The sequence below is a fragment of the Listeria swaminathanii genome, from assembly GCF_014229645.1.
Classification (GTDB): domain Bacteria; phylum Bacillota; class Bacilli; order Lactobacillales; family Listeriaceae; genus Listeria; species Listeria swaminathanii.
Window position 1 is genome coordinate 181,863 of record NZ_JAATOD010000004.1, and the last position, 22,243, is coordinate 204,105.

Genomic DNA, 22,243 nt, shown 5'->3' on the forward strand with positions numbered 1-22,243 from the left:
AAAGGACGGTATTGTGGAGGGGAATTATGAAGAAAATAACTATATTGACGTTAAGTATAACAGCCGCACTACTCCTTGCTTCGTGTGGAAATGATACTGCAACGGATACGAATAATAAAATTACGAAAAACGAAACGAAATCAAAAGCAGCTCTATCAATAACAGATATGGCTGGTCGCGATGTTTCTTTTGATAAAAAACCAGAACGAATTATTGCGCTGACGAATGCCGATATGAATATTATCTATGCACTAGGCGGAACGGTGGTTGGTCGCCAAACGACGGACGCAAGTGGTGTTCCTGATGGCGCGAAAAAGGCAACAGAAGTCGGAAATACCCATGATTTAAACTTAGAAAAAATTGCCGCTCTTGGTGCAGATGCGATTGTAGCAAGTTCTGAGCAAAATTTAAAAGATGTTCCCGCGCTGGAAGGCGTTGGCCCAAAAGTCGTTTTAACTGGAGCAAATTCGATTGACGAAATCAAAAAACAAACAGCCGTACTTGGCGAACTTTTAGGTAAAGAAACGAAAGCCAAAGAGTTAGAAGCAAATATTGATCAAAAGGTAGCAGAAGTGAAGCAAAAGCAACAAGGCAAAAAAGTACGCGCGCTTCTTGTTCTTGGAGCTCCTGGAAGTAACTACGCCGCACTTCCATCTTCGTTAAGCGGAAATGTGTTAGAAATTGCTGGCGGAGAAAATGTCGCGAAAGATTTTAAAGGTGTGGAAAACTTTCCGCAATATGCTTCGATAAATGTAGAAAAAATTGTTGCAGCTGATCCGGAAGTAATCTTCTTAATGATTCACGGTGGAGACGAAAAAGAAACAGAAGCAGCTTTTAAGAAAGAAATGAAACAAAATCAAGCTTGGAACTCAACAAGCGCCGTTAAAAATGATCATATTGTCGTACTTCCGGCAGAACTTTTCGGAACGAATCCCGGTATAAAAATTGATCAAGCATTGGATTATATGACAGATGAATTAAATAAGGTGGATAACTAATGACAACTGTGAAGGCGCACGATCCGCGGCGAAAACGTAGACGGATAACTTTTATTGTAGTAATTGTTTTACTTATTTTAGCTTTTTTCTACGGGCTGACAACGGGGTCCGTGAAAGTTACATATAGTGACGCTTGGCAAACTTTGACTGGCGGCGGAAGTGATTTAGCGAATCAATTGATTTGGAATTTGCGTTTGCCACGGTTGTTAATTGCTTTCTTAGTCGGGGCAGCGCTGGCGATTGCTGGTTGTTTGCTACAAGGAGTCATGCGAAATCCGTTAGCTGACCCAGGAGTGATTGGAGTTTCAGCGGGTGGTGGATTTGTGGCGATTTTAATGACGCTAGCATTTCCGGCATTAGCTTCTTTTGTTCCAATTGGGGCGTTTTTAGGAGCATTTGGTACGGCGATTTTGATTTATTTACTAGCGTGGGATCGTGGTGTTTCGCCGTTACGTGTCATTTTGTCCGGTGTGGCGATTAATGCCTTTATTGGGGCGATGACTTCTGGCGTAATGGTGCTTTATAGCAACCGGGTCCAAAGTGTTATCTCGTGGATGACCGGGACGCTTTCTGGTAAAAGTTGGTATCATTTGGATATGATTTGGCCGTATATGTTGGTTGGTTTTGTTTTAAGTGGTTTTGCGATTCGTTCTTCTAATGTATTGCTACTTGGGGACGATGCGGCGAAATTGCTTGGCTTTTCCGTAGAACGACATCGCTTTTTCATCATTATGTTAGCGGCGTTTCTAAGTGGTGTTGCGGTCAGCGTAGCCGGATTGATTGGTTTCGTTGGACTGGTTGTACCACATATTTTCCGTTTGATTATCGGCAATGACTACAAGTATTTACTGCCATTATCGGCACTCGGCGGGGCGTTATTAGTTGGCTTTGCTGATACAGCGGCGAGAAGTTGGTTTGGATCGATCGAACTTCCGGTGGGGATTTTACTAGCAATGATTGGCGCACCATTCTTCTTATTCCTACTACAAAGAGGGAGGGTTGCTTCATGAAACCAGCATTAGAACTAAAAAATGTTTCTTTCTCGCGTAAAAGAGATTTTGAAATGAAAGCCGTGAATGCGCTTATCCCAGAAGGCAAAATCACGACACTTATCGGCCCAAATGGCTCGGGGAAATCAACTATGCTTCGTTTAATGATGCACCTTTTGAAACCGGATAGTGGAGAAATTTTACTGGATGACAAAAATATTACTGAGATACCTTCCAAAGATTTAGCGAAAAAAATGACGATGTTATCGCAGGCGCCAGAAGGATTGGTGGATGTGATGGTGCATGACTTGGTTGCTTACGGTCGCTTGCCACATCGGAGTTGGCTTTCTACTTTGCAAGAAGAGGATGAGGATGTAATTCAGTGGGCAATTAAGGTGTGTAATTTAGAAGAACTAGCGTATCGACCGCTGCATTCATTGTCGGGCGGGGAACGTCAACGCGCCTGGCTAGCAATGGCTCTCGCGCAGAAAACACCGATTTTACTACTAGATGAACCTACCACCTACTTAGATATTGCGCACCAACTGGAATTGTTAGATTTACTCGTTCATTTAAATAAAGAATATAATTTAACTATCGTACTCGTTTTACATGATTTAAATCAAGCGGCAATTTATAGTGATTATGTTTTTGTATGTGAAAATGGACAATTAGTCAAAAATGGTACGCCTAGAGAAGTCTTCACAACGAAACTACTTCACGATGTTTTCCATATTACAGCTGATATTACCGAAAAAGATGGCAAACAGCATATTCATCCACTTGCTTCGACCCGATTTGAATATTAAAGAAAACAGAAAGAAGATTAGAATTTAGTGAAAAAGCTTCCTATCCAAGGTAAACTTTATTATAATAGATGAAGGCTGTTGCTCTTTTTAAGAATAGCAGCCTTTTTACATTTAAATTTAAACATAAAAGGACGGAAAACAATGGCTAGAAATAGAAAAAAGGCAGTTCGAGTAGATTATTCGATTATATTTTTAATGATGTTGCTTTGTGTTATTGGTCTTGTGGCGATTTATGTTGCTGGACTTGTTAACGACCAATATACAAATAATTTCTTATTGCAACAGTCTATTTGGATTGTTATTTCTACTGGAGTAGTTGTTGTTATTGTACTTTTTTTCGACTATGATAAACTGCAATGGGCGGCGTACTATCTTTATGGAATTGGTAACTTACTGCTTGTGCTTGTATTAATTGTTGGTGACGAGCGAAAAGGTTCCAAGAGTTGGATTAGTATAGGATCGCTTGGAAGTCTGCAACCATCGGAATTAATGAAAAGTTTTTTAATTTTAGCACTTGCAAAAGTAATTTGGGACCATAATAAAAAATATAAATTACATACCGTAAACTTAGATATGCAATTACTTTTAAAAATAGGTATTGTTTCTATTCTTCCGCTAGGTCTAGTAGCGCTTCAACCGGACTTGGGAACGATTTTAGTTTTTATTGCTATTATTGTTGGTATGGTATTTATTAGTGGCGTTACTTGGAAAATTTTATTACCAGTTTTTAGTTCGATTGCGCTCATTGGTGGGACTTTAATCTATTTAGTTATGTATAATCAAGCATTCTTACAAAAATTAGGATTCAAACCGTACCAATTTAAACGTATCACTTCTTGGCTAAGACCGGAAGAGGATCCGCTTGGTGATGGGATGCAGTTGCTGCGTTCGATGCAGGCGATTGGTTCGGGGCAACTGCAAGGGAATGGAATAGGTAACCAGGCGATTGCGATTCCGGAAAACCATAATGATTTTATTTTCTCTATTATTGGTGGAAATTTCGGTTTCATTGGTGGCTGTGTGCTTATTATGTTATACTTTTTACTGATTTACCAAATAATTCGAGTGGCTTTAGATATTAATATTCCTTTTTACTCGTATATTTGTACGGGTGTTTGCTCGATGATTTTATTTCACGTTTTAGAAAATATCGGGATGACGATTGGTCTTCTTCCAATTACCGGTATTCCACTACTTTTTGTCAGTTATGGGGGAAGCTCACTTCTTGGCGCGTTTATGGCACTTGGGCTCGTGTTATCGGCGAGATATAATGCTCCAGAAGTTAACTTAGGAAAAGGAAATCGTTTCATGTGATTTTCTTTTTTAAACTGTTTGGGAGAAAGAGTTAGTTTTGCTTATACAAACCAACCAGTAAGGAGTAATTAAATAATGAATCAACAAAATAAACTAGCTGGACGCATTGATTACGGGATTGTTTTATCGATGATGTTACTTATGATAATCAGTTTGGTGTCCATTTATAGTGCACAATTAACAAATAATCAATACGACGCTAACTTTGTTGTAAAGCAAGGTATGTGGTTCGTGGTTTCGACCTTTGCGATTATTGTCGTGATGCAACTAGATTATGACCGGCTTACGAAATGGGCTTATTACTTTTACGGACTAGGTCTATTTTTACTTGTATTTGTGTTGCTCTTTGGGAAAGAAGTAAAGGGCGCGAAAAGCTGGATTGTTATTCCGTTTTTAGGGAACATTCAGCCATCTGAGGTTGTAAAAGTAATACTGATTGTTGTTTTAGCCAAAGTGATTTGGGATCATAACCGGACGTATAAGGTTCATAATTTTAAATTGGATGCTTGGTTACTAACTAAAATCGGCTTATTTACTTTAATACCACTTATTCTAATTATGTTGCAACCCGATTTAGGGACGGCGCTTGTATTTATCGCCATTATGTCAGGAATGATTCTTATTTCCGGGATTACTTGGAAAATTATCGTGCCGCTCTTTGGTTCGATTGCGGCGATTGGGACGGCGCTGATTTGGATGGTTATTTATCATCAGAATTGGCTAACGAGTCTTGGTTTCAAGCCGTATCAATTTGAACGGATTACGACTTGGATAAATCCGGAAAATGACCCTCAAGGCGGGGGCTATCAGGTGCTGCGAGCGATGACGGCAATTGGTTCCGGGCAGATTTCGGGAAACGGTGCGGGATATGACGCAATCGCTATTCCGGAAAATCACAATGACTTTATTTTTACAATTGTAGCCGGCGATTATGGCTTTATTGGCGCTAGTATTTTACTGGCAATTTATTTCTTACTCATTTACCAAATTATTCGTGTCGCACTCGATGTCGCTGTACCATTTTATTCTTATATTTGTACGGGTGTTGTTATGATGTTAATGTTCCACGTGCTGGAAAATGTTGGTATGAATATCGGTTTACTTCCGATTACGGGTATTCCGCTTCCGTTTATTAGTTACGGTGGTAGTGCGCTGCTCGGGAATATGATGGCAGTCGGGCTCGTTCTCGGGATAAGGTTCAACTTTAAGAAATCGATGTTTGAAGTGAAAGAAGAAAATCACGCATCTTAAAATGAGAAATACAGAAGTCGAAATGGGCTTTTGTATTTTTTGGAATCATAATGAATGCGCTTTCAAAAAGTCTGTTTTTTTCTAAGTGTTGCCATTTGTACTTTCTGAAAAAATGCACTATGATAGTAGTAGAATGCAATCGGAGGGAGAGACAAAATGATTAATTTTTATTGGTATCCAAAATGTAGCACCTGCAAGAAAGCAAAAGCATGGCTTGAGAATGAACATGTTGATTTTAAAGAAGTAGACATTAAAACAGAAACCCCGACTGCCAAGGAATTACAACAATGGCATGAAGCTAGCGGGCTTCCAATCCGTCGTTTCTTTAATACAAGTGGGATTAAATATCGCGAACTTGGCTTGAAAGATAAACTCGATACACTTTCGCCGGAAGAAGCTTATGAATTGCTTGCTTCAGATGGTATGCTAATCAAACGACCACTAACAACAAACGGCAAAGAAGTGACGCTTGGTTTTAAAGAAGAAGATTTTGAAGCAACTTGGAAATAGTCAATATAGATAATCGCACGAAAAAGGAGGAGTTTTGAAATGAGTTTACCAAAAGACTTATTGTACACAGAAGAACATGAATGGGTGAAAGCGGACGATGGTAGTTATGTTATTGGGATTACTGACTTTGCTCAAGATCAATTAGGGGATATCGTGTTTGTTGAATTGCCAGAAGTTGGCGATACTGTAGCGAAAGGCGACTCAATTGGGAGCATTGAATCTGTAAAAACAGTATCTGATTTTTACGCACCAGTAACTGGTAAAGTAGTTGCTGTTAATGAAACGTTAGAAGATGAACCAGAATTAATTAATAGTAATCCATACGATACAGGCTGGATTTTAAAACTTGAAGAAGTAGAAGAAGCAGACGTAACGGCTCTTTTATCAAGTGATGATTATGAAAAAGTATTAGATTAATTTTTTAGAAAGCCGGCTTGGGATAACCGAAGCTGGCTTTTTTTGATAGGAGGCGTTTTTTCTGGAAATTTGGGAAAAAGAAACTTTAAGAGCGGCGCAAAAAAATGGCGCGGACTTTGTTGTTTTCTTTTTTACGCCGATGTGTGGTAGCTGCCAGATAGCAAGTCGCTTGGTGGACATGGTTTTGGAGGCAGACGGCATTAATCATGAAGTCGCAAAAGTAGACTTGAATTATGTGCCTGATATTGCCCAAAGCTTAGAAATCACTTCTGTCCCAGCGTTGGTGAAATTTAAAAACGGCCAACCGATAGATTTGAGCTATCAATTGCACGATGCAACTGCTATTTTTGAATTCCTGTATAGCAAGTAATACAGGAATTTTTTCTGTGTTAAAATTTGCCCTTACGCAAAAAAGTTTCGCAACCGATATAGACCTGTATTTAGCTAAAAACATTGCTATAGACACAATTCTGCTGCTTGTGGTAAGATGTTCAAGTTGTTAAATTAAGTGTTTTATAAAGAGAGATTTTTAGTGAAACATAAAATATCGGAGGCTTTTTCTATGAACCATTCTAATCTTACTATTTTATCTGTGTGTAGTAATTTTGTTATTGTTGTACTTAAATTGATTGTCGGCTTTTTTACGGGTTCAGTGGCAGTGATTTCTGAGGGGATTCACTCGTCCATGGACTTATTTGCGTCAATCATTACATTCTTCTCCATCCGGATTTCTAATCAACCGGCCGATGAAGATCATCCATATGGACATGGGAAAGCAGAAAATATTGCAGGGACAATTGAAACTTTACTGATTTTCGTGGCGGGTATTTGGATTATTGTTGAATCCGTTAATAAACTAGTAAATCCACACGAAATTCGTTTTCCGGCGCTTGGTATTATGGTGATGCTATTTGGTGCTATCATTAATATTATTGTGTCACGTGTGATTAAAAAAGCAGCTGATGAAGCTAATTCAGTTGCAATGAAATCCAATGCGCTACATTTATATACTGATGTTTTCACCTCGCTTGGTATTGCGCTTAGTTTATTCCTTGTATACATAACTGGCTGGCTTTGGTTAGATCCAGTCATTGCGATTTTAACGGCGTTTTACATCATGTATGAGGCATATAAACTGTTAAAAGAGTCTTTCCCGCCATTAATGGATAAACGCTTATCTACGGACGAAGAAGAAGCTATTAAGCAGATTATTTTAGCGCATAAAACTAAATTTATTGAATTTCATGATTTTCGTTCAAGACGGGCTGGAGCAGAGGAATATATTGATTTTCATTTAGTCGTATCTTCCACTATGACAATCGAAAGTGCGCATTCGCTTTGTGATGAAATTGAGGCAGAGATTATGGGTTTTTATGCGAAAGCGGAGGTTCTTATCCACTTAGAACCAGAAGAAAAGCGCGTATTTACTAGAATTTGACACAGGCTCTTTCTATTCGATTTGTTGCTAAAGTGTTACAATAGTAGAAATAAGAATGGAAAGGACAATGAGTATGACAACTTCTATTTTAATTGCGGATGATGATAAAGAAATTGTTGATTTAGTGAAATTATATTTGCAAAATGAAGGATATACGATTTATCAAGCGTACGATGGTGCGGAAGTATGGCGTTTAGTGCAAGAAAAACAGCCAACTTTAGTGATATTAGATATAATGATGCCGGAAATGAACGGCTTAGAAGTATGCCGATTAATGAGAGATAATGGGATTTTAACACCCATTTTAATGCTAAGTGCCAAAGCAGAAGACAACGATAAAATTATGGGGCTTTTAACAGGAGCGGATGATTACATGGTCAAACCGTTCAACCCCCTAGAGCTTTCTGTACGTGTAAAAGCGATTCTAAGAAGAATGCAGCAAATGAGCCAAGTGGAGCCAGTTAGCCAAGACAAAGTCATTATCGGACCTATTGTGGTTGATCGAGGCCTACATGTAGTAACCGTTAGTGGAAAAGAACTGCATTTGACGACTTCGGAATTTGATATTTTATTTTTACTAGCAAGTGAACCTGGTCGCGTCTTTAGTTCCGAATATATTTTTGAGAAAATTTGGCAAGAAAAAGCACTTGGAGCAAGTAAAACGGTCATGGTTCATATCAGTAATTTGCGCGATAAATTGCGAGAGGCGATGGGCGGCGAAAATGTGATTAAGACCATTTGGGGAGTAGGGTACAAAATTGAAATCTAAACTGGAAATGTTGTTTACGAAAATTAGCCATGTGATGAATATTTGGCAGGCGACTTTTTTTGCAGTTATTTCTTGGGTTTTGGCTTTGCTTACTATCCAAACTATCTACTTATGGAGCATTTCCATCCGGGATGATTCACTTTTTTTACGGGAAGTATCACAAGCAATCGTGCAATTATTTGGAACGAATAAATATACGCGCATTATGCAATCTTTTTGGATGTTATCGCTGAAATTTTTGATTATCTTTTTAATCGCCTGTTTATTCTTTTCCTTTTTCTATCGTTTGATGCGTCATAGAATATTGAAAAAGCAACTACGGACGATTAATTTTGCGCTAAATGATGGAAAACCGGTTGACACAGAAAGTTTTGTGCCAGAAATTCAAGAACTTGAACGTAACATTGAAAATATGCGGGAACGGCAGAAAAAATTAATGCAGCAAGAAGAGCAAGCCCAGCAAGCCAGAAATGACTTGATTACGAATGTTTCGCACGATTTGCGGACACCACTGACGTCCATTTTAGGCTATTTAAGTTATATTCATGAAGATCGTTATCGTGATGAAATTGAGCTGCGTTATTATACAGAACTTGTTTACGGAAAAGCGCGCCATTTGCATAAATTGATTGATGATTTATTTTCTTATACGCGGCTTGATAGCGTGGAATACCGATTGAAGAAAGATGAGTTGGATATTGTTGAACTTCTCAGACAGTTAGTGGCGGAATATGATGGTCGAGCAGCAGAACGGAATATGCAGATTGTCGAACATTTTGATGCCAACAAATTAATTATCGGCGGCGATGGCAACCAAATCATGCGCTTATTTGAGAATTTATTTTCGAATGCCCTTAGATACGGAGAAGGCAATAAACAAATCGATGTAAGTGCCAAAAAAGAAGATAATATGGCGGTTATTCGCGTGACGAACTACGGCGAAGAAATCCCGAATGTTGATTTACCATACTTGTTCGAACGTTTTTATAAAGTAGATAAAAACCGGACGACAACCGGCACGGGCTTAGGGCTTGCGATTGCTAAGTCTATCGTCGAAAAACATGGCGGGATTGTTACTGCAGAAAGTAAACACCGCAAAACCAGTTTTATCGTCAAATTGCCACTGATTTAATCTTTAACAATTCTTAAATGTTTCTTTCCTCGTGATTTATGTTCTTTCGGTAGAATATAAATCACGGAGGAGAGGAAAATGAAAAAACATATTGTTTTAATTGTTGTTGCTTGCATCACGGTGATTGCTGTATTTATGTACATAGTTCAAGTGAATAATAACGAACTAAAATATCAAAATAGAGCGCAAATCAAAATAGCCTCTCAAATGGCTAGTGAAGATGAATTGGGAGATAGTTGTATAGTTAGTGAAATAACTTACAAATAAATCAGTATAAGTAAAAAAGTTATTGACAAAGTTTGCGAGACAAGGTAATATGAAAAAACAAGAAACGTCACTATAGTCACAAATGAAGTGATTTAATAATATGTAGAAATCTTATCCAGAGTGGTGGAGGGAAATGCCCTATGAAACCCAGCAACCTAAACAGTAATTCATTATGTGTTTAAGGTGCTAAGTCATGCAGAACAACCAATTGTTCTGAAAGATGAGAAGGAAGCTAGTCCATTTGAAAAAATGCTGCCTTTCTGCTCATCAGCAGAGAGGCTTTTTTGTATATCAGAATGTAGAAAAGGTGATAGAGATGATTACGTTACAGAACGTTGTAAAAGAATATGCGTCTAGAAACAACAAAGTTCTCGCAGTCGACCATGTCGATTTAGAAATTGAACAAGGCGAGATTTTTGGTGTAGTTGGTTATTCCGGAGCGGGAAAAAGTACGCTTATTCGGATGTTTAATGGTCTAGAACTACCGACAGAAGGAACGGTCGAAGTCGACAATTTACTGATTAGCCAAATTCGCGGCGGAAAGCTAAGAAAAGCTCGTCAACAAATCGGGATGATTTTCCAACATTTTAATTTATTATGGTCACGAACCGTTGCAGAAAATATTGCTTTTCCACTAGAAATCGCAGGTGTACGCGGTGAAAAAAGACGTTTCCGTGTAAATGAACTCATCCGTCTGGTTGGCTTGGAAGGTAAAGAAAACGCCTATCCAGCAGAACTAAGCGGTGGGCAAAAACAACGGGTCGGCATTGCAAGAGCACTTGCCAATAACCCAAAAGTGTTGCTTTGTGATGAAGCAACGTCCGCACTCGATCCACAAACAACCGATGAAGTGTTAGAACTCCTCCTAGATATCAATAAACGCCTCAACTTAACAATCATCGTTATCACCCATGAAATGCATGTTATCCGAAAAATTTGTAATCGCGTCGCAGTAATGGAAAACGGAAAAGTTGTCGAACTTGGCGACGTATTAGATGTTTTCCGCCACCCCCAAGAAAAAGTAACGCAGCGCTTCGTTCGCCAAGTTACTGACTCAGATGAAACCGAAGAACTCATTCACTTACTCCTAGATAATTACTCCGAAGGCAAAATCGTCAAACTACTCTTTATGAGCGAAAATGCCACCCAACCAGTCATATCCCAAGTAGCAAAAGAAAATGATGTGTTGCTAAATGTCCTTCACGGCAACTTAACTCAAACGCAAAACGGCGCATACGGAACGCTTTATGTACAAGTTTTAGGTACAGATGATGCGATAAATGCGAGTCTAACACAGCTACGTCAACTTAAAGTAGAAACGGAAGTGTTAGAACGATGAGCAAATTACAAGAATTATTTCCAAATGTTGATTTTCAAATGATGTGGGTCGCAACCCAAGAAACGCTTTATATGACGCTAACTTCATTGTTTGCAGTTTTCTTACTAGGGATTGTTTTAGGTTTACTGCTATTTTTAACAAATAATAAAAAACATGCTGGGGCGCGCATTCTTTACTGGGTAACAGCAATCTTAGTCAACGTGTTCCGTTCCATACCATTTATTATTTTAATCGTACTACTTTTACCGATGACAAAATCGCTTGTCGGCACGGTAATCGGGCCAAAAGCAGCACTACCAGCTTTGATTATCTCGGCTGCTCCGTTCTATGGTCGGATGGTAGAAATTGCCTTTCGTGAAGTAGATAAAGGGGTTATCGAGGCAGCAAAATCGATGGGCGCAAACATGTTTACCATTATCGGTAAAGTGCTTATCCCAGAAGCTTTGCCAGCGATTATTTCTGGTATTACAGTGACAGCAATTTCGCTCGTTGGTTTCACAGCGATGGCAGGTGTCATTGGTGCAGGTGGTCTCGGAAATGCGGCGTATCTAGAAGGCTTTCAACGTGGCCAACCTGATGTAACCGTACTTGCGACCATTATTATCTTAATTATCGTCTTTATTTTCCAGTTTATCGGCGACTTCCTAACAAAACGAACCGACAAACGCTAACTAATGTATATGAAGAAATTTATATAAAAAACGCGGAATCCCCGCAAAAAAGGAGAGAATTTCATGAAAAAGGTTCTTGGTTTAATTTTCACATTAAGTTTAGTTTTAGTACTTACAGCTTGCGGTGGTTCCTCAGATAAAGCTTCATCTAGCAAAGACGATAACAAATTGGTAGTGGGAGCTTCGAATACACCACATGCCCAAATTTTAGAACAAGCCAAACCGATTTTGAAAGAAAAAGGAATTGACTTGAAAATTGTTAAATATACAGATTACGTTATGCCTAATAAAGCCCTAGACGAAGGCGATTTAGATGCTAACTACTTCCAACATAAACCATATCTTGAACTAGAAGAAAAAGAAAAAGGTTACAAATTTGCTGATGTTGGCGCAATTCACATCGAACCAATGGGTCTTTATTCTAAAAAAGTAAAAAACATTAAAGATCTAAAAGACGGCGCGCAAGTATTGCTTTCTAACTCGAAATCTGACTGGCCGCGTGTTATCGGTATTTTTGTAGACAATGGTCTTTTAACGTTGAAAGATGGCGTGAAACCACAAGATGCAACATTTGATGATATTAAAGACAATCCGAAAAACCTGAAATTCAAATACGATTTTGACCCAGCTTACTTGATGACTGCTTACAATAACGAAGAAGGCGATGTTGTAGCAATTAACTCAAACTTTGTTGTAGACCAAGGCTTAAACCCTTCTAAAGATGCTATTGCAATCGAAAGCAAAGACTCTCCATACGCGAATATCGTTGTAACTACTGAGAAGAAAAAAGATGATAAAAACATTAAAGAGCTAGTAAAAGTATTACACTCTAAAGAAATTCAAGATTATATTACGAAAGAATGGGACGGCGCAGTTGTTCCAGTTGATAAATAAAATAGAAAAAACCATTTACCGAGTTGGTAAATGGTTTTTTTTATTGGTTGGTGCTTAAATATAATTTTAGTCCATCAGAAATGGCTTTATCCAGTTCTTTTTTGGAAACAATGTCTTTACTTTCTGGCATTGGAGGAACTTTTTCGTAATTGAGCATATCAACCGTTGTTGTGAAGTTCATTAAGTCTTTTGTTTTAGTATCTTCAAATTTAGTAGTAATAGTCGCTTTACTAAAGCCTTTTTTGCTGTCAGGCGTTAATGTTAAATTGAAATCCAATGTTTGTGCTTCGTTATCTGTTAGTTCTTTCAAAGCTGTTTGGACGCTTTTTTGTGTGGCATTCCATTTTTTCTGTGCTGCTTTTTGCGTGCTGCCATTAATTTCTGAAATAAGTGCGACAATATTTCCGTTATCATTAAGCTCTGTGAAAACGGCATTGATTAAGTCGCTGATTTCATTTTTAGATAATTTTAGAACAACATCACCGTTATCTTTGGAGGTGAAATGCTGATCGTCTAGGTCATTTAGATAACTGTAAATCGCAATGCCGGCATCTTCTTCAATCTTCTTCAATTCTTTTGCTTGGCGGTCGACGGTCTCAGTATCAATGGTTTGATTGGAAAAGTTTTGGATCGTTTCGAATAAATTTAGGTATTTTGGTTTTAAATCTTTGTTTTGTTCAAGTACTTGATTGAAAATTTTCGCTGCTGATTCTGGTAGTATATTCGAGATGCTGTCAGAATCGTCATAGATATCCGATACAGGAATATATGCTTTTCCGTCGTCACTGTTTTGTAATGCGTGTACAGTTAAGTCAAGTGGCTGTTCGCCTTTCCAGTGGACGGTGTATGCACTATACGAAGAGGCGGAATCGCTATCAACGGAAATTTTATATTGAATGTTTGATTTTTTAAGTTGGTTTAAGTCAATTTCAGGTCCAAGTTGTTCTACATAACCCTCAGAAAGGTCGTTCACTTGGAAAGTTACGTTCGTTGTATATTGTCGATTTTCAGCTGTTTTTTGCAAGGCAGCAGTGAAGTCGGACTTAGGGGAGCTACACCCAGATAAAGTGGCTAAAAGCAATACAAAGATGGTCGCAGCCATTATTGCTTTCTTCATATTTTAAATTCTCCTTCAATAATTAATCGTTTGTTACAAAAAAGTTATTATGTTGCAATTTTGTTACGTTACAACAATACCATATATAAATGAGATATACAATCCCTTTTTTATGGTGAAAAAGCCCTGTCTTTTATTGGTATAGTGCGTTATATCGTTTAGGTTGTCGATTCTCAAATAAAATAGAAATAATGATAATGCTAGAAAACTGGAAAAAAACGCTTATTAATAGTAGAATGAAGGGGAGAATGCGAAGAATACTGGTTTTTATAGTTGTAATCAGATTAGAATTATACTAAACTAGGATTATGCAAATTTTACACTAGGGAGGACTTTTTTTATGGCAACTTTAAAGATTCAAGATTTACACGTTGAAATAGAAGGAAAAGAAATTTTGAAGGGTGTTAACCTTGAAATTTCAACTGGCGAAATCCATGCTATCATGGGACCAAATGGAACAGGTAAATCTACGTTGTCCTCAGCTATTATGGGGCATCCAAAATATGAAGTAACACAAGGAACAATCACACTTGACGGGGAAGATGTACTCGAAATGGAAGTAGACGAACGCGCTCGTGCAGGTCTTTTCTTAGCGATGCAATATCCAAGTGAAATTAGCGGTGTTACAAATGCTGAATTCATTCGTGCAGCAATCAACAGCCGTCGTGAAGAAGGCGACGAAATTCCAGTTATGCAATTTATCCGTAAATTAGATGCAAAAATGGAAATTTTAGATATGGATGAAGAAATGGCAGAACGTTATTTAAATGAAGGATTTTCAGGCGGAGAGAAAAAACGCAATGAAATCTTGCAATTATTAATGATTGAGCCAAAATTAGCGATTTTAGATGAAATTGACTCCGGTCTTGATATCGATGCGCTTAAAGTTGTTTCTAAAGGTGTAAATGAAATGCGCGGCGAAGGATTTGGCTGCTTAATCATTACCCATTACCAACGTTTACTGAACTACATCACACCAGACTTTGTTCACGTAATGATGCAAGGTAAAGTAGTGAAAGAAGGCGGACCTGAACTTGCGAAACGTTTAGAAGCAGAAGGGTACGACTGGATTAAACAAGAGCTTGGAATCGAACTTGAGGAAGAAGAAGCAGTAGACCAACAATAAGGAAGTGAGGTTAAAATCATGGCACAAAATATGACAATTAAAGATGATTTTATCCACGCTTTTTCAAGTAATGCGAACGAACCGGATTGGTTTTTAGATATCCGTCGCAATGCTTTTAAAGCTTACGGGGAACTGGACTTGCCTTTTGTGGATAAAACAAAAATTACTCGCTGGAATTTCACGAAGTTTGAGACGTTTGTACCTTTTAAAGAGGGTGTAACGAATGAAGCTTTACCGGAAAAAGTAGCGAATTTAGTTGATTTAGATAATAAAGAAGCCAATTTTTACGTTCAAATGGATGAAAGACCTGCGAGACTTCAGTTGCAACAAGAACTAGTTGACCAAGGCGTTATTTTTACAGATATTATTTCCGCTGTGAAAAACCATCCTGAACTTGTGAAAAAATACTTCATGAAAGATGCAGTGCAAGTGAACGAACACAAACTGACTGCTTTTCATGCGGCTTTAGTGAACGGCGGGATCTTCCTTTATGTTCCTAAAAATGTCGAAGTGAAAGCGCCAATTCAAGCTGTTTTTGTACAAGATAAAGCAGAATCTCCACTAGTTAACCATGTGTTGCTTGTAGCGGATGATAATAGCTCGGTTACTTATGTGGAAAACTATGTAACGGTTAATAACGAGCCTAAAGGGATTGTTAGCATTGTTGAAGAAGTAATTGCTGAGAAAAATGCGCGGATTACTTTTGGTGGCGTGGATAATCTTGCAAGTGAAGTTACTGCTTATGTGAACCGTCGCGGACACATTGGAACAGATAGCCAAATTGAATGGGCACTTGGTCTAATGAACGATGGCGATACAATTAATGAGAACGTAACAAACCTAATGGGAGACGGCTCTTCTGCTGATGTGAAAACGGTGACTGTTGGACGCGGTAAGCAAACGCAAAACGTGACAACACGCGTGACGCATTACGGTAAAGCTTCTAATGGTACGATTTTATCTCATGGGGTTATGAAAGAAAGAGCGACAACTATTTTTAACGGAATTGGTCACATTAAACATGGCGCTTCTAAATCTGATGCACAACAAGAATCACGTGTACTCATGCTTAGTCCTGAAGCGCGCGGTGATGCGAACCCAATTTTATTAATCGATGAAAATGACGTAGTAGCAGGACATGCGGCTTCTGTTGGACGCGTGGATCCGTTACAATTATTCTATTTGATGAGTCGCGGGATTTCTCAAAAAGAAGCAGAAAGATTAGTTATTCACGGCTTCTTAGATCCAGTCGTTCGTCAGTTACCAATCGAAAGCGTAAAAACGATGCTTCGTGAAGTAATCGAAGGGAAAGTGCGTTAAATGATTGATATCCAAAAAATTCGGGCGGATTTTCCTATTTTAGCTCAAGAAATAAATGAAAAACCGCTAGCTTATTTAGATAATGCTGCCACTTCACAAAAGCCAAAACAAGTTATCGAAGCATTAACGCATTACTATCAGTTTGATAATGCTAATGTTCACCGCGGCGTGCATACACTTGCGGCTAGAGCGACAGATGCCTATGAATCAGCTCGTTCTAAAGTAGCCAAGTTTATTCATGCTCGCGAAGTAGCGGAAATTATTTTCACTAGAGGTACTACTTCGGCGATTAATTTAGTTGCAGATAGTTACGGTGAAGCAAATATTGAAGCTGGCGATGAGATTGTTATTTCTTATTTAGAGCATCATTCTAATTTGATTCCGTGGCAACAACTAGCTAAACGCAAGGGCGCGGTTTTGAAATATATCGAGCTAGAAGAAGATGGAACGATTTCTGTTGATCAAGCGAAAAAAGCGATTGGCGAGAAAACGAAAATCGTTGCGCTAGCACATGTTTCTAATGTTCTAGGGACAATCACGCCAATGAAGGAAATCGCAGCACTGGCTCATAAATTTGGAGCAGTCATTCTCGTTGACGGCGCGCAAGCTGTGCCGCACATGGAAGTGAATGTGGTAGATTTAGACGCTGACTTTTATGCTTTTTCAGGGCATAAAATGATGGCTCCTACTGGCATTGGCGCTTTGTATGGCAAACGTGAATTGCTTGATGCGATGGAACCTACCGAATTTGGCGGAGAAATGATTGATTTTGTTGAATTATACGATTCGACTTGGAAAGAACTACCTTGGAAATTTGAAGCCGGAACACCGATTATTGGCGGAGCAATTGCGCTAGGTGCGGCGATTGATTACTTGGCAGAAGTCGGACTCGAAAACATTCACGCACATGAACAAGCATTAGCCAGCTATGCGATTGAAGAAATGAGCAAAATCGAAGGCATTACCATTTACGGGCCGAAAGACGCGAGTAAACGTTGTGGTTTAGTGACTTTTAATTTAGAAGGCGCGCATCCACACGATATTGCGACTATTTTGGACGAAGATGGGGTGGCGATTCGAGCTGGTCATCACTGTGCACAACCGTTGATGAAATGGCTGGACGTTTCTTCCACAGCTCGCGCAAGCTTTTATATTTATAATACAAAAGAAGAAATTGATGCGCTTATAGATGGCCTCAAGTTAACAAAGGAGTATTTTGGATTATGACAAGCCGGAAATTAGATCAGCTTTATAGACAAGTCATTATGGATCACTATAAAAATCCGCGCAATAATGGAGAGCTCCCAGATAGCGATGTAACAATCGACCTCAACAACCCGACATGCGGTGATCAAATTCATCTTCATTTAAAAATGGATGGTGACAAAATCGTTGCGGCAAAATTCACTGGTAGCGGCTGTTCGATTTCGATGGCCTCTGCTTCGATGATGACGCAAAGCATTATCGGGAAAACCGAGAAAGAAGCACTAAAAATGTCCCGCGAATTTTCAGAAATGGTGCAAGGTCACGACCATGAAACAATTGATGAATACGGCGACGTTGAAGCGCTTGCTGGAGTTGCAAAATTCCCAGCAAGAATCAAATGTGCGACTCTTTCATGGAAAGCAATGGAGAGAGCGATTTTTGAAAAAGAAGGAACAAAATAAGTAGCGAAAAGGAGGATACGACATGACTGAAATTCCAGAAATTGGCGAATACCAATATGGATTCCATGACAAAGATACCTCTGTGTTCCGTACAGAACGCGGATTAACAGAAAAAGTAGTAAGAGAAATTTCCAATATTAAAGAAGAACCAGAATGGATGCTAGAATTCCGTTTGAAGTCTTTAGAGCAATTTTATAAAATGCCAATGCCAACTTGGGGTGGCGACCTGTCAGAACTGAAGTTTGAAGACATCACTTACTACGTGAAACCGTCCGAACAAACCGTACGTTCTTGGGATGAAGTTCCAGAAGAAATTAAGCGTACTTTTGACAAACTGGGTATCCCTGAAGCTGAGCAAAAATATTTAGCTGGGGCATCTGCGCAGTATGAATCCGAAGTAGTTTATCACAATATGAAGCAAGACCTAGAAGATTTAGGGATTGTCTTTAAAGATACCGATTCAGCTTTAAAAGAAAACGAAGATATTTTCAAAGAATACTTCGCAAAAGTAATTCCACCAAGCGACAACAAATTCGCAGCGCTAAACTCAGCAGTTTGGTCTGGTGGATCATTCATCTACGTACCACCAGGTATCAAAGTCGATACGCCGCTTCAAGCTTATTTCCGCATCAACTCGGAAAACATGGGGCAATTTGAACGGACATTAATTATCGTCGACGAAAATGCCAGCGTAAACTACGTGGAAGGCTGTACGGCTCCCGTTTATACAACGAATTCCCTTCACTCAGCTGTCGTGGAAATCATTGTAAAACCAGGCGCTTACTGCCGTTACACAACCATCCAAAACTGGGCAAATAACGTTTATAACCTAGTAACAAAACGTACTTTCTGTGAAGAAAATGCGACTATGGAATGGATTGACGGTAACATTGGTTCGAAATTAACGATGAAATACCCAGCTGTACATTTGCGCGGCGAGGGAGCACGCGGAACAACGCTTTCTATCGCGATTGCTGGTAAAGGCCAACGTCAAGATGCTGGAGCGAAAATGATGCACTATGCGCCGAATACGTCCTCTACGATTGTATCGAAGTCGATTTCGAAACAAGGCGGAAACGTAACGTATCGCGGAATTGTTCATTTTGGTCGTAATGCAGACGGCGCACGTTCGAATATCGAATGTGATACGCTGATTATGGATAACCTGTCCACATCGGACACAATCCCATATAACGAAATCCTAAACAGCAACATTTCATTAGAACATGAAGCAAAAGTTTCCAAAGTATCTGAGGAACAACTTTTCTATCTAATGAGCCGTGGTTTAAGCGAAGAAGAAGCGACAGAAATGATCGTTATGGGCTTCATTGAACCATTTACGAAAGAATTACCAATGGAATATGCCGTTGAGATGAACCGTTTGATTAAGTTTGAAATGGAAGGCTCGATTGGTTAAATAAAGCAGAAGACGAACTTTTTTAGTTCGTCTTTTTTTGATGAAATCCAAAAATGGCAGGGAACAAATCTGGCTTGTATTTTTATGAACGAAATGATATATTTTACTTAACAACTTAGTAAAGGACTGATAATCATGGCAGAATTTAAATATTTAGAGGGAATGTATCAAGATCCATTCTTTCCACCGTTTCTAGTAGATAAAATTAAGCAATGTATTTTAGATACGGTTCAATTTTTAGAACAAGGGAATCATGATACAGAAGCGATTCAAGCTAAATTTGATGAAATGACATTGGCAATTAATGCGTTGCAAGATGAGTTTTATGAAAATGAGAGTGAATTAGAAACAGGAGCAAGGGATTCCATTGCTGAAACAATATTCCCGATTTTAACGCATTATAAGATAGATATCGATATTGAAGAACTACTTAGAGCGCGCGAGTGGTAATTATGATAGAAACTTCAACTGCTAGACGGTTGAAGTTTTTTTTGTTATTTCGAAGCCAAATCGAGGACCAAATTAAAGGCTTCTCCCGCCTTTTTGCGTTATAATAAACATAAATCATAACGATAGAGAGGGTGGCGGTTGATGGTTACAATCGGGTTAACTGGATGGAGTGATCATGATTCTTTGTTGCAAACGAAAAAATTAACTTTGGCTGATTATGCGGCACATTTTCCTGTGGTGGAGGTTGATACGAGTTTTTATGCGATTCCTTCTCCGCGAACAACGGCAAACTGGGCGGCGCAAACTCCGGATGATTTTCGTTTTGTGATTAAGGCTTTTTCGGCGATGACGAAACATAAGGAATGGTCGCAGTATTTTGATAGTGAAAATGCGATGTATACGGCTTATATGGATATGATTGCGCCGATAAGTGAAACGGGGAAACTACAGGCGACTTTATTTCAATTTCCGCCGTATTTTAATTGTACGAAAGAAAATGTGACTTATTTAAAATATATTGCGTCGAAAATGGGCGATTTGCCACTAGCGGTTGAGTTTCGCCATAATTCTTGGTATAACGAGCAAAATACGGAAAAGACGCTGGATTTGTTGCGCGAATTAGGCTTTGTTCATACAGTTGTCGATGAGCCGCAAGTCGGGGCGGGTAGCGTGCCGATTGTGCTTCGCGAGACGAATAGCGATATGACATTAGTAAGGCTTCACGGTCGAAATCAGTACGGCTGGATGAAAGCTAACAGTCCTGAGTGGCGCGAGGTTCGCACGCTTTACCGTTACAATGAAGAGGAAATTAACGAATGGGCTAAATACGTGGAACATTTGCAAAAGTTGTCCAAAGAAGTTGTCGTGATTTTTAATAATAACAGCGGCGGGGATGCGGCTGATAATGCGAAACATTTACAAAAGGCACTCCAAGTCGAGTTTCAAGGCTTGGCTCCGATGCAAATGGATTTATTTTCTGAATAAAAAAAGATGGCGCCAGCGATGCGCCATCTTTTTTATGCTTTTATCCCAATGAAAAAGCTGATAACTAAAATAATCAATACAATCCCAGTTATCCCAACGTACAAGTAATCTTTTTCCTTCAAAAAAGTAAATAACGATACAACGACACGAAGGACTGGCGTTAAAATTAAGCAAAAGAGGCCAAACATCATAATCGCGTATGGTTTAAGAGTCCCTAGCCCGCTGAAAATCGCCGTAAGCGAGGTCGGATAAGTTTCCCCAGGATAGCCACTTTCCCCGGTGATAAATAGCATAACAAGGCCGAAAACAATAATAATTGCACTGAGGACAACACCGATTCGTAGCAGCGCGCTAACAATTAGCTCCACGCGGTACATTTCTTCTTTTTTCTCTGCCATTTAAATCCACCCCAATCCTTCTAAAATCATTTGGAAGGCAACATATAAAATGACGGGAATAAAAATAATCCGAATAACTTTGCTTTTTAAACGTTGCATAATGCGTGTTCCAAGTGTTGCACCGACAAGTACGCCAATCGCAACTGGAGCCGCAATCGCAGGCTGGATGTCACCTTGGAAAAGATATACAGTTGCACTGGCCGCCGCGGTTACGCCCATCATTAAATTACTCGTTGCGCTACTTACTTTAAGCGGCATTTTCATAAAGACATCAAGTGCCATTACTTTAAATGCGCCACTACCGATTCCAAGTAAACCACTTGCGATTCCGGCACCGTACATCACACCAAAACCAGCAGGGACGTTTGCCACTTGATAATCAACTGTCTGCCGTAAAGATTTATCGTAATATGAATCATGTAAGTTTAGTTTGGTTGCGAGTGGGTCTGGTTTCACATTGGTAGGAAATTCTGTCCCGACCTTTTTAATCATGTTGAACGCAGAATAAAGAAGTAAAAGTCCGAAGATGATGTAGAGTGCCGTGGCCGAGAGCAGTCCGCTGACGAAAGCCCCGGTGATTGCACCAATTGTTGTGGCAATTTCGAGAAACATCCCGACACGAAGGTTCGTAATGCCGTCTTTGATATAAGCAATTGCGGAGCCACTACTTGTGGCGATAACGGAAATAATACTTGCACCAATCGCATATTGAATATCAATCCCGAAAATAAGTGTCAAGGCAGGCGTCACGATAATTCCACCACCAAGTCCAAGCAAAGAGCCTACAACCCCTGCAAAAACAGAGATTAAAAGAATTTCGACTGTTTGCGTAATATCCAAAAAAATCACTTCCCTTTTAAAACAATATATCCTATCATAACATAAAATGAAAAGGGAACAATTCATCCAGTCCTAGTGCGTGTAAAAAAAGCTGTTTTACGCTACAATAGTTATAAGTAGGGAGTG

The 22,243-nt window shown here is 39.1% G+C and carries 25 protein-coding genes and 1 riboswitch; of the genes, 22 read left to right on the forward strand and 3 right to left on the reverse strand.

Translation table 11 applies throughout. The annotated features are described in order from the left end of the window. Positions 1 to 26 precede the first annotated feature (26 nt). The 15 genes from HCX62_RS12145 to HCX62_RS12215 all read left to right on the forward strand — a co-directional run bounded on the left by HCX62_RS12145 (position 27) and on the right by HCX62_RS12215 (position 12,798). Positions 27 to 998 (forward strand): ABC transporter substrate-binding protein, encoded by a 972-nt coding sequence (locus HCX62_RS12145; protein WP_185639249.1) that lies wholly within the window; start codon positions 27 to 29, stop codon positions 996 to 998. Then, positions 998 to 2,008, forward strand: coding sequence for a FecCD family ABC transporter permease (locus HCX62_RS12150; protein WP_003732470.1), 1,011 nt, complete (start codon positions 998 to 1,000; stop codon positions 2,006 to 2,008). Before HCX62_RS12145 ends, HCX62_RS12150 begins: the two co-directional genes overlap by 1 nt. Then, positions 2,005 to 2,796, forward strand: a complete 792-nt coding sequence (locus tag HCX62_RS12155; protein ID WP_185639250.1) for an ABC transporter ATP-binding protein — start codon at positions 2,005 to 2,007, stop codon at positions 2,794 to 2,796. Before HCX62_RS12150 ends, HCX62_RS12155 begins: the two co-directional genes overlap by 4 nt. A 141-nt stretch (positions 2,797 to 2,937) precedes the next feature. Then, positions 2,938 to 4,110: a rod shape-determining protein RodA gene (gene rodA, locus HCX62_RS12160; protein WP_185639251.1), complete on the forward strand. Its 1,173-nt coding sequence runs from the start codon at positions 2,938 to 2,940 to the stop codon at positions 4,108 to 4,110. Positions 4,111 to 4,185: 75 nt separating this feature from the next. After that, positions 4,186 to 5,361 (forward strand): rod shape-determining protein RodA, encoded by a 1,176-nt coding sequence (gene rodA, locus HCX62_RS12165; RefSeq protein ID WP_185639252.1) that lies wholly within the window; start codon positions 4,186 to 4,188, stop codon positions 5,359 to 5,361. 156 nt (positions 5,362 to 5,517) lie between these two features. Continuing rightward, positions 5,518 to 5,871: an arsenate reductase family protein gene (locus HCX62_RS12170; RefSeq protein ID WP_008948673.1), complete on the forward strand. Its 354-nt coding sequence runs from the start codon at positions 5,518 to 5,520 to the stop codon at positions 5,869 to 5,871. Positions 5,872 to 5,910: 39 nt separating this feature from the next. Then, positions 5,911 to 6,288 carry a glycine cleavage system protein GcvH gene (gcvH, locus tag HCX62_RS12175; RefSeq protein WP_185503304.1) on the forward strand — a complete coding sequence of 126 codons (378 nt, stop codon included), beginning with the start codon at positions 5,911 to 5,913 and terminating at the stop codon, positions 6,286 to 6,288. 139 nt (positions 6,289 to 6,427) lie between these two features. After that, complete coding sequence (locus tag HCX62_RS12180; protein ID WP_260490874.1) at positions 6,428 to 6,658, forward strand: thioredoxin family protein; 231 nt, start codon at positions 6,428 to 6,430, stop codon at positions 6,656 to 6,658. A 192-nt stretch (positions 6,659 to 6,850) separates the two neighbouring features. Then, positions 6,851 to 7,726: a cation diffusion facilitator family transporter gene (locus tag HCX62_RS12185; RefSeq protein WP_185639253.1), complete on the forward strand. Its 876-nt coding sequence runs from the start codon at positions 6,851 to 6,853 to the stop codon at positions 7,724 to 7,726. Positions 7,727 to 7,799: 73 nt separating this feature from the next. Next, a complete protein-coding gene (cesR, locus tag HCX62_RS12190; RefSeq protein WP_185504673.1) occupies positions 7,800 to 8,495 on the forward strand; it encodes a response regulator CesR in 696 nt (231 codons plus the stop codon). Further along, complete coding sequence (gene cesK / locus HCX62_RS12195; RefSeq protein WP_185503307.1) at positions 8,485 to 9,627, forward strand: histidine kinase CesK; 1,143 nt, start codon at positions 8,485 to 8,487, stop codon at positions 9,625 to 9,627. The genes cesR and cesK overlap by 11 nt, the downstream gene beginning before the upstream one ends. 78 nt (positions 9,628 to 9,705) lie before the next feature. Then, a complete protein-coding gene (locus HCX62_RS12200) occupies positions 9,706 to 9,894 on the forward strand; it encodes a hypothetical protein (protein ID WP_185639254.1) in 189 nt (62 codons plus the stop codon). 108 nt (positions 9,895 to 10,002) lie between these two features. After that, positions 10,003 to 10,121, forward strand: a riboswitch (SAM riboswitch). Between the two features lie 89 nt (positions 10,122 to 10,210). Then, complete coding sequence (locus HCX62_RS12205) at positions 10,211 to 11,233, forward strand: methionine ABC transporter ATP-binding protein (protein ID WP_185639255.1); 1,023 nt, start codon at positions 10,211 to 10,213, stop codon at positions 11,231 to 11,233. Next, on the forward strand, positions 11,230 to 11,904 hold the full coding sequence (locus HCX62_RS12210) for a methionine ABC transporter permease (RefSeq protein ID WP_008948665.1): 675 nt from the start codon (positions 11,230 to 11,232) through the stop codon (positions 11,902 to 11,904). Before HCX62_RS12205 ends, HCX62_RS12210 begins: the two co-directional genes overlap by 4 nt. Positions 11,905 to 11,967: 63 nt before the next feature. Next, positions 11,968 to 12,798, forward strand: a complete 831-nt coding sequence (locus HCX62_RS12215) for a MetQ/NlpA family ABC transporter substrate-binding protein (protein ID WP_185639256.1) — start codon at positions 11,968 to 11,970, stop codon at positions 12,796 to 12,798. A 40-nt stretch (positions 12,799 to 12,838) separates the two neighbouring features. Here HCX62_RS12215 and HCX62_RS12220 read toward each other — a convergent pair whose 3' ends face one another. After that, entirely contained in the window at positions 12,839 to 13,915 is a 1,077-nt protein-coding gene (locus HCX62_RS12220; protein WP_185639257.1) for an Lmo2079 family surface lipoprotein, read from the reverse strand. A 340-nt stretch (positions 13,916 to 14,255) separates the two neighbouring features. Here HCX62_RS12220 and sufC point away from each other — a divergent pair, with 340 nt between their 5' ends. The 7 genes from sufC to HCX62_RS12255 all read left to right on the forward strand — a co-directional run bounded on the left by sufC (position 14,256) and on the right by HCX62_RS12255 (position 20,879). Then, the gene (gene sufC, locus HCX62_RS12225; protein ID WP_185392278.1) at positions 14,256 to 15,041 is read left to right on the forward strand and encodes a Fe-S cluster assembly ATPase SufC; all 786 of its coding nucleotides are present in this window, start codon (positions 14,256 to 14,258) and stop codon (positions 15,039 to 15,041) included. Between the two features lie 18 nt (positions 15,042 to 15,059). After that, complete coding sequence (gene sufD, locus HCX62_RS12230) at positions 15,060 to 16,361, forward strand: Fe-S cluster assembly protein SufD (RefSeq protein ID WP_185639258.1); 1,302 nt, start codon at positions 15,060 to 15,062, stop codon at positions 16,359 to 16,361. Then, entirely contained in the window at positions 16,362 to 17,588 is a 1,227-nt protein-coding gene (locus tag HCX62_RS12235; protein WP_185639259.1) for a cysteine desulfurase, read from the forward strand. It begins immediately after the preceding gene. Continuing rightward, positions 17,585 to 18,028, forward strand: coding sequence for a Fe-S cluster assembly sulfur transfer protein SufU (sufU, locus tag HCX62_RS12240; RefSeq protein WP_003722439.1), 444 nt, complete (start codon positions 17,585 to 17,587; stop codon positions 18,026 to 18,028). Before HCX62_RS12235 ends, sufU begins: the two co-directional genes overlap by 4 nt. 22 nt (positions 18,029 to 18,050) lie before the next feature. After that, a complete protein-coding gene (gene sufB, locus HCX62_RS12245; protein ID WP_003722438.1) occupies positions 18,051 to 19,445 on the forward strand; it encodes a Fe-S cluster assembly protein SufB in 1,395 nt (464 codons plus the stop codon). Positions 19,446 to 19,580: 135 nt separating this feature from the next. Continuing rightward, positions 19,581 to 19,895 carry a DUF5713 family protein gene (locus tag HCX62_RS12250; RefSeq protein ID WP_185639260.1) on the forward strand — a complete coding sequence of 105 codons (315 nt, stop codon included), beginning with the start codon at positions 19,581 to 19,583 and terminating at the stop codon, positions 19,893 to 19,895. Positions 19,896 to 20,036: 141 nt separating this feature from the next. Next, a complete protein-coding gene (locus HCX62_RS12255) occupies positions 20,037 to 20,879 on the forward strand; it encodes a DUF72 domain-containing protein (RefSeq protein WP_185639261.1) in 843 nt (280 codons plus the stop codon). 32 nt (positions 20,880 to 20,911) lie between these two features. Here HCX62_RS12255 and HCX62_RS12260 read toward each other — a convergent pair whose 3' ends face one another. Next, positions 20,912 to 21,277 (reverse strand): DUF1634 domain-containing protein, encoded by a 366-nt coding sequence (locus tag HCX62_RS12260; RefSeq protein WP_008948655.1) that lies wholly within the window; start codon positions 21,275 to 21,277, stop codon positions 20,912 to 20,914. Beyond that, entirely contained in the window at positions 21,278 to 22,117 is an 840-nt protein-coding gene (locus tag HCX62_RS12265) for a sulfite exporter TauE/SafE family protein (protein ID WP_003727947.1), read from the reverse strand. Positions 22,118 to 22,243 lie beyond the last annotated feature (126 nt).

Coding starts and splice junctions, on each gene's coding strand:
- cesR (WP_185504673.1), top strand. CDS start 7,800: ATGACAACTTCTATTTTAATTGCGGATGATGATAAAGAAATTGTTGAT.
- HCX62_RS12170 (WP_008948673.1), top strand. CDS start 5,518: ATGATTAATTTTTATTGGTATCCAAAATGTAGCACCTGCAAGAAAGCA.
- sufB (WP_003722438.1), top strand. CDS start 18,051: ATGACTGAAATTCCAGAAATTGGCGAATACCAATATGGATTCCATGAC.
- HCX62_RS12235 (WP_185639259.1), top strand. CDS start 16,362: ATGATTGATATCCAAAAAATTCGGGCGGATTTTCCTATTTTAGCTCAA.
- HCX62_RS12220 (WP_185639257.1), bottom strand. CDS start 13,915: ATGAAGAAAGCAATAATGGCTGCGACCATCTTTGTATTGCTTTTAGCC.
- HCX62_RS12185 (WP_185639253.1), top strand. CDS start 6,851: ATGAACCATTCTAATCTTACTATTTTATCTGTGTGTAGTAATTTTGTT.
- HCX62_RS12180 (WP_260490874.1), top strand. CDS start 6,428: ATGTGTGGTAGCTGCCAGATAGCAAGTCGCTTGGTGGACATGGTTTTG.
- sufD (WP_185639258.1), top strand. CDS start 15,060: ATGGCACAAAATATGACAATTAAAGATGATTTTATCCACGCTTTTTCA.
- HCX62_RS12155 (WP_185639250.1), top strand. CDS start 2,005: ATGAAACCAGCATTAGAACTAAAAAATGTTTCTTTCTCGCGTAAAAGA.
- HCX62_RS12200 (WP_185639254.1), top strand. CDS start 9,706: ATGAAAAAACATATTGTTTTAATTGTTGTTGCTTGCATCACGGTGATT.
- rodA (WP_185639252.1), top strand. CDS start 4,186: ATGAATCAACAAAATAAACTAGCTGGACGCATTGATTACGGGATTGTT.
- HCX62_RS12260 (WP_008948655.1), bottom strand. CDS start 21,277: ATGGCAGAGAAAAAAGAAGAAATGTACCGCGTGGAGCTAATTGTTAGC.
- rodA (WP_185639251.1), top strand. CDS start 2,938: ATGGCTAGAAATAGAAAAAAGGCAGTTCGAGTAGATTATTCGATTATA.
- HCX62_RS12150 (WP_003732470.1), top strand. CDS start 998: ATGACAACTGTGAAGGCGCACGATCCGCGGCGAAAACGTAGACGGATA.
- HCX62_RS12205 (WP_185639255.1), top strand. CDS start 10,211: ATGATTACGTTACAGAACGTTGTAAAAGAATATGCGTCTAGAAACAAC.
- sufU (WP_003722439.1), top strand. CDS start 17,585: ATGACAAGCCGGAAATTAGATCAGCTTTATAGACAAGTCATTATGGAT.
- HCX62_RS12215 (WP_185639256.1), top strand. CDS start 11,968: ATGAAAAAGGTTCTTGGTTTAATTTTCACATTAAGTTTAGTTTTAGTA.
- gcvH (WP_185503304.1), top strand. CDS start 5,911: ATGAGTTTACCAAAAGACTTATTGTACACAGAAGAACATGAATGGGTG.
- sufC (WP_185392278.1), top strand. CDS start 14,256: ATGGCAACTTTAAAGATTCAAGATTTACACGTTGAAATAGAAGGAAAA.
- HCX62_RS12255 (WP_185639261.1), top strand. CDS start 20,037: ATGGTTACAATCGGGTTAACTGGATGGAGTGATCATGATTCTTTGTTG.
- HCX62_RS12145 (WP_185639249.1), top strand. CDS start 27: ATGAAGAAAATAACTATATTGACGTTAAGTATAACAGCCGCACTACTC.
- HCX62_RS12210 (WP_008948665.1), top strand. CDS start 11,230: ATGAGCAAATTACAAGAATTATTTCCAAATGTTGATTTTCAAATGATG.
- HCX62_RS12250 (WP_185639260.1), top strand. CDS start 19,581: ATGGCAGAATTTAAATATTTAGAGGGAATGTATCAAGATCCATTCTTT.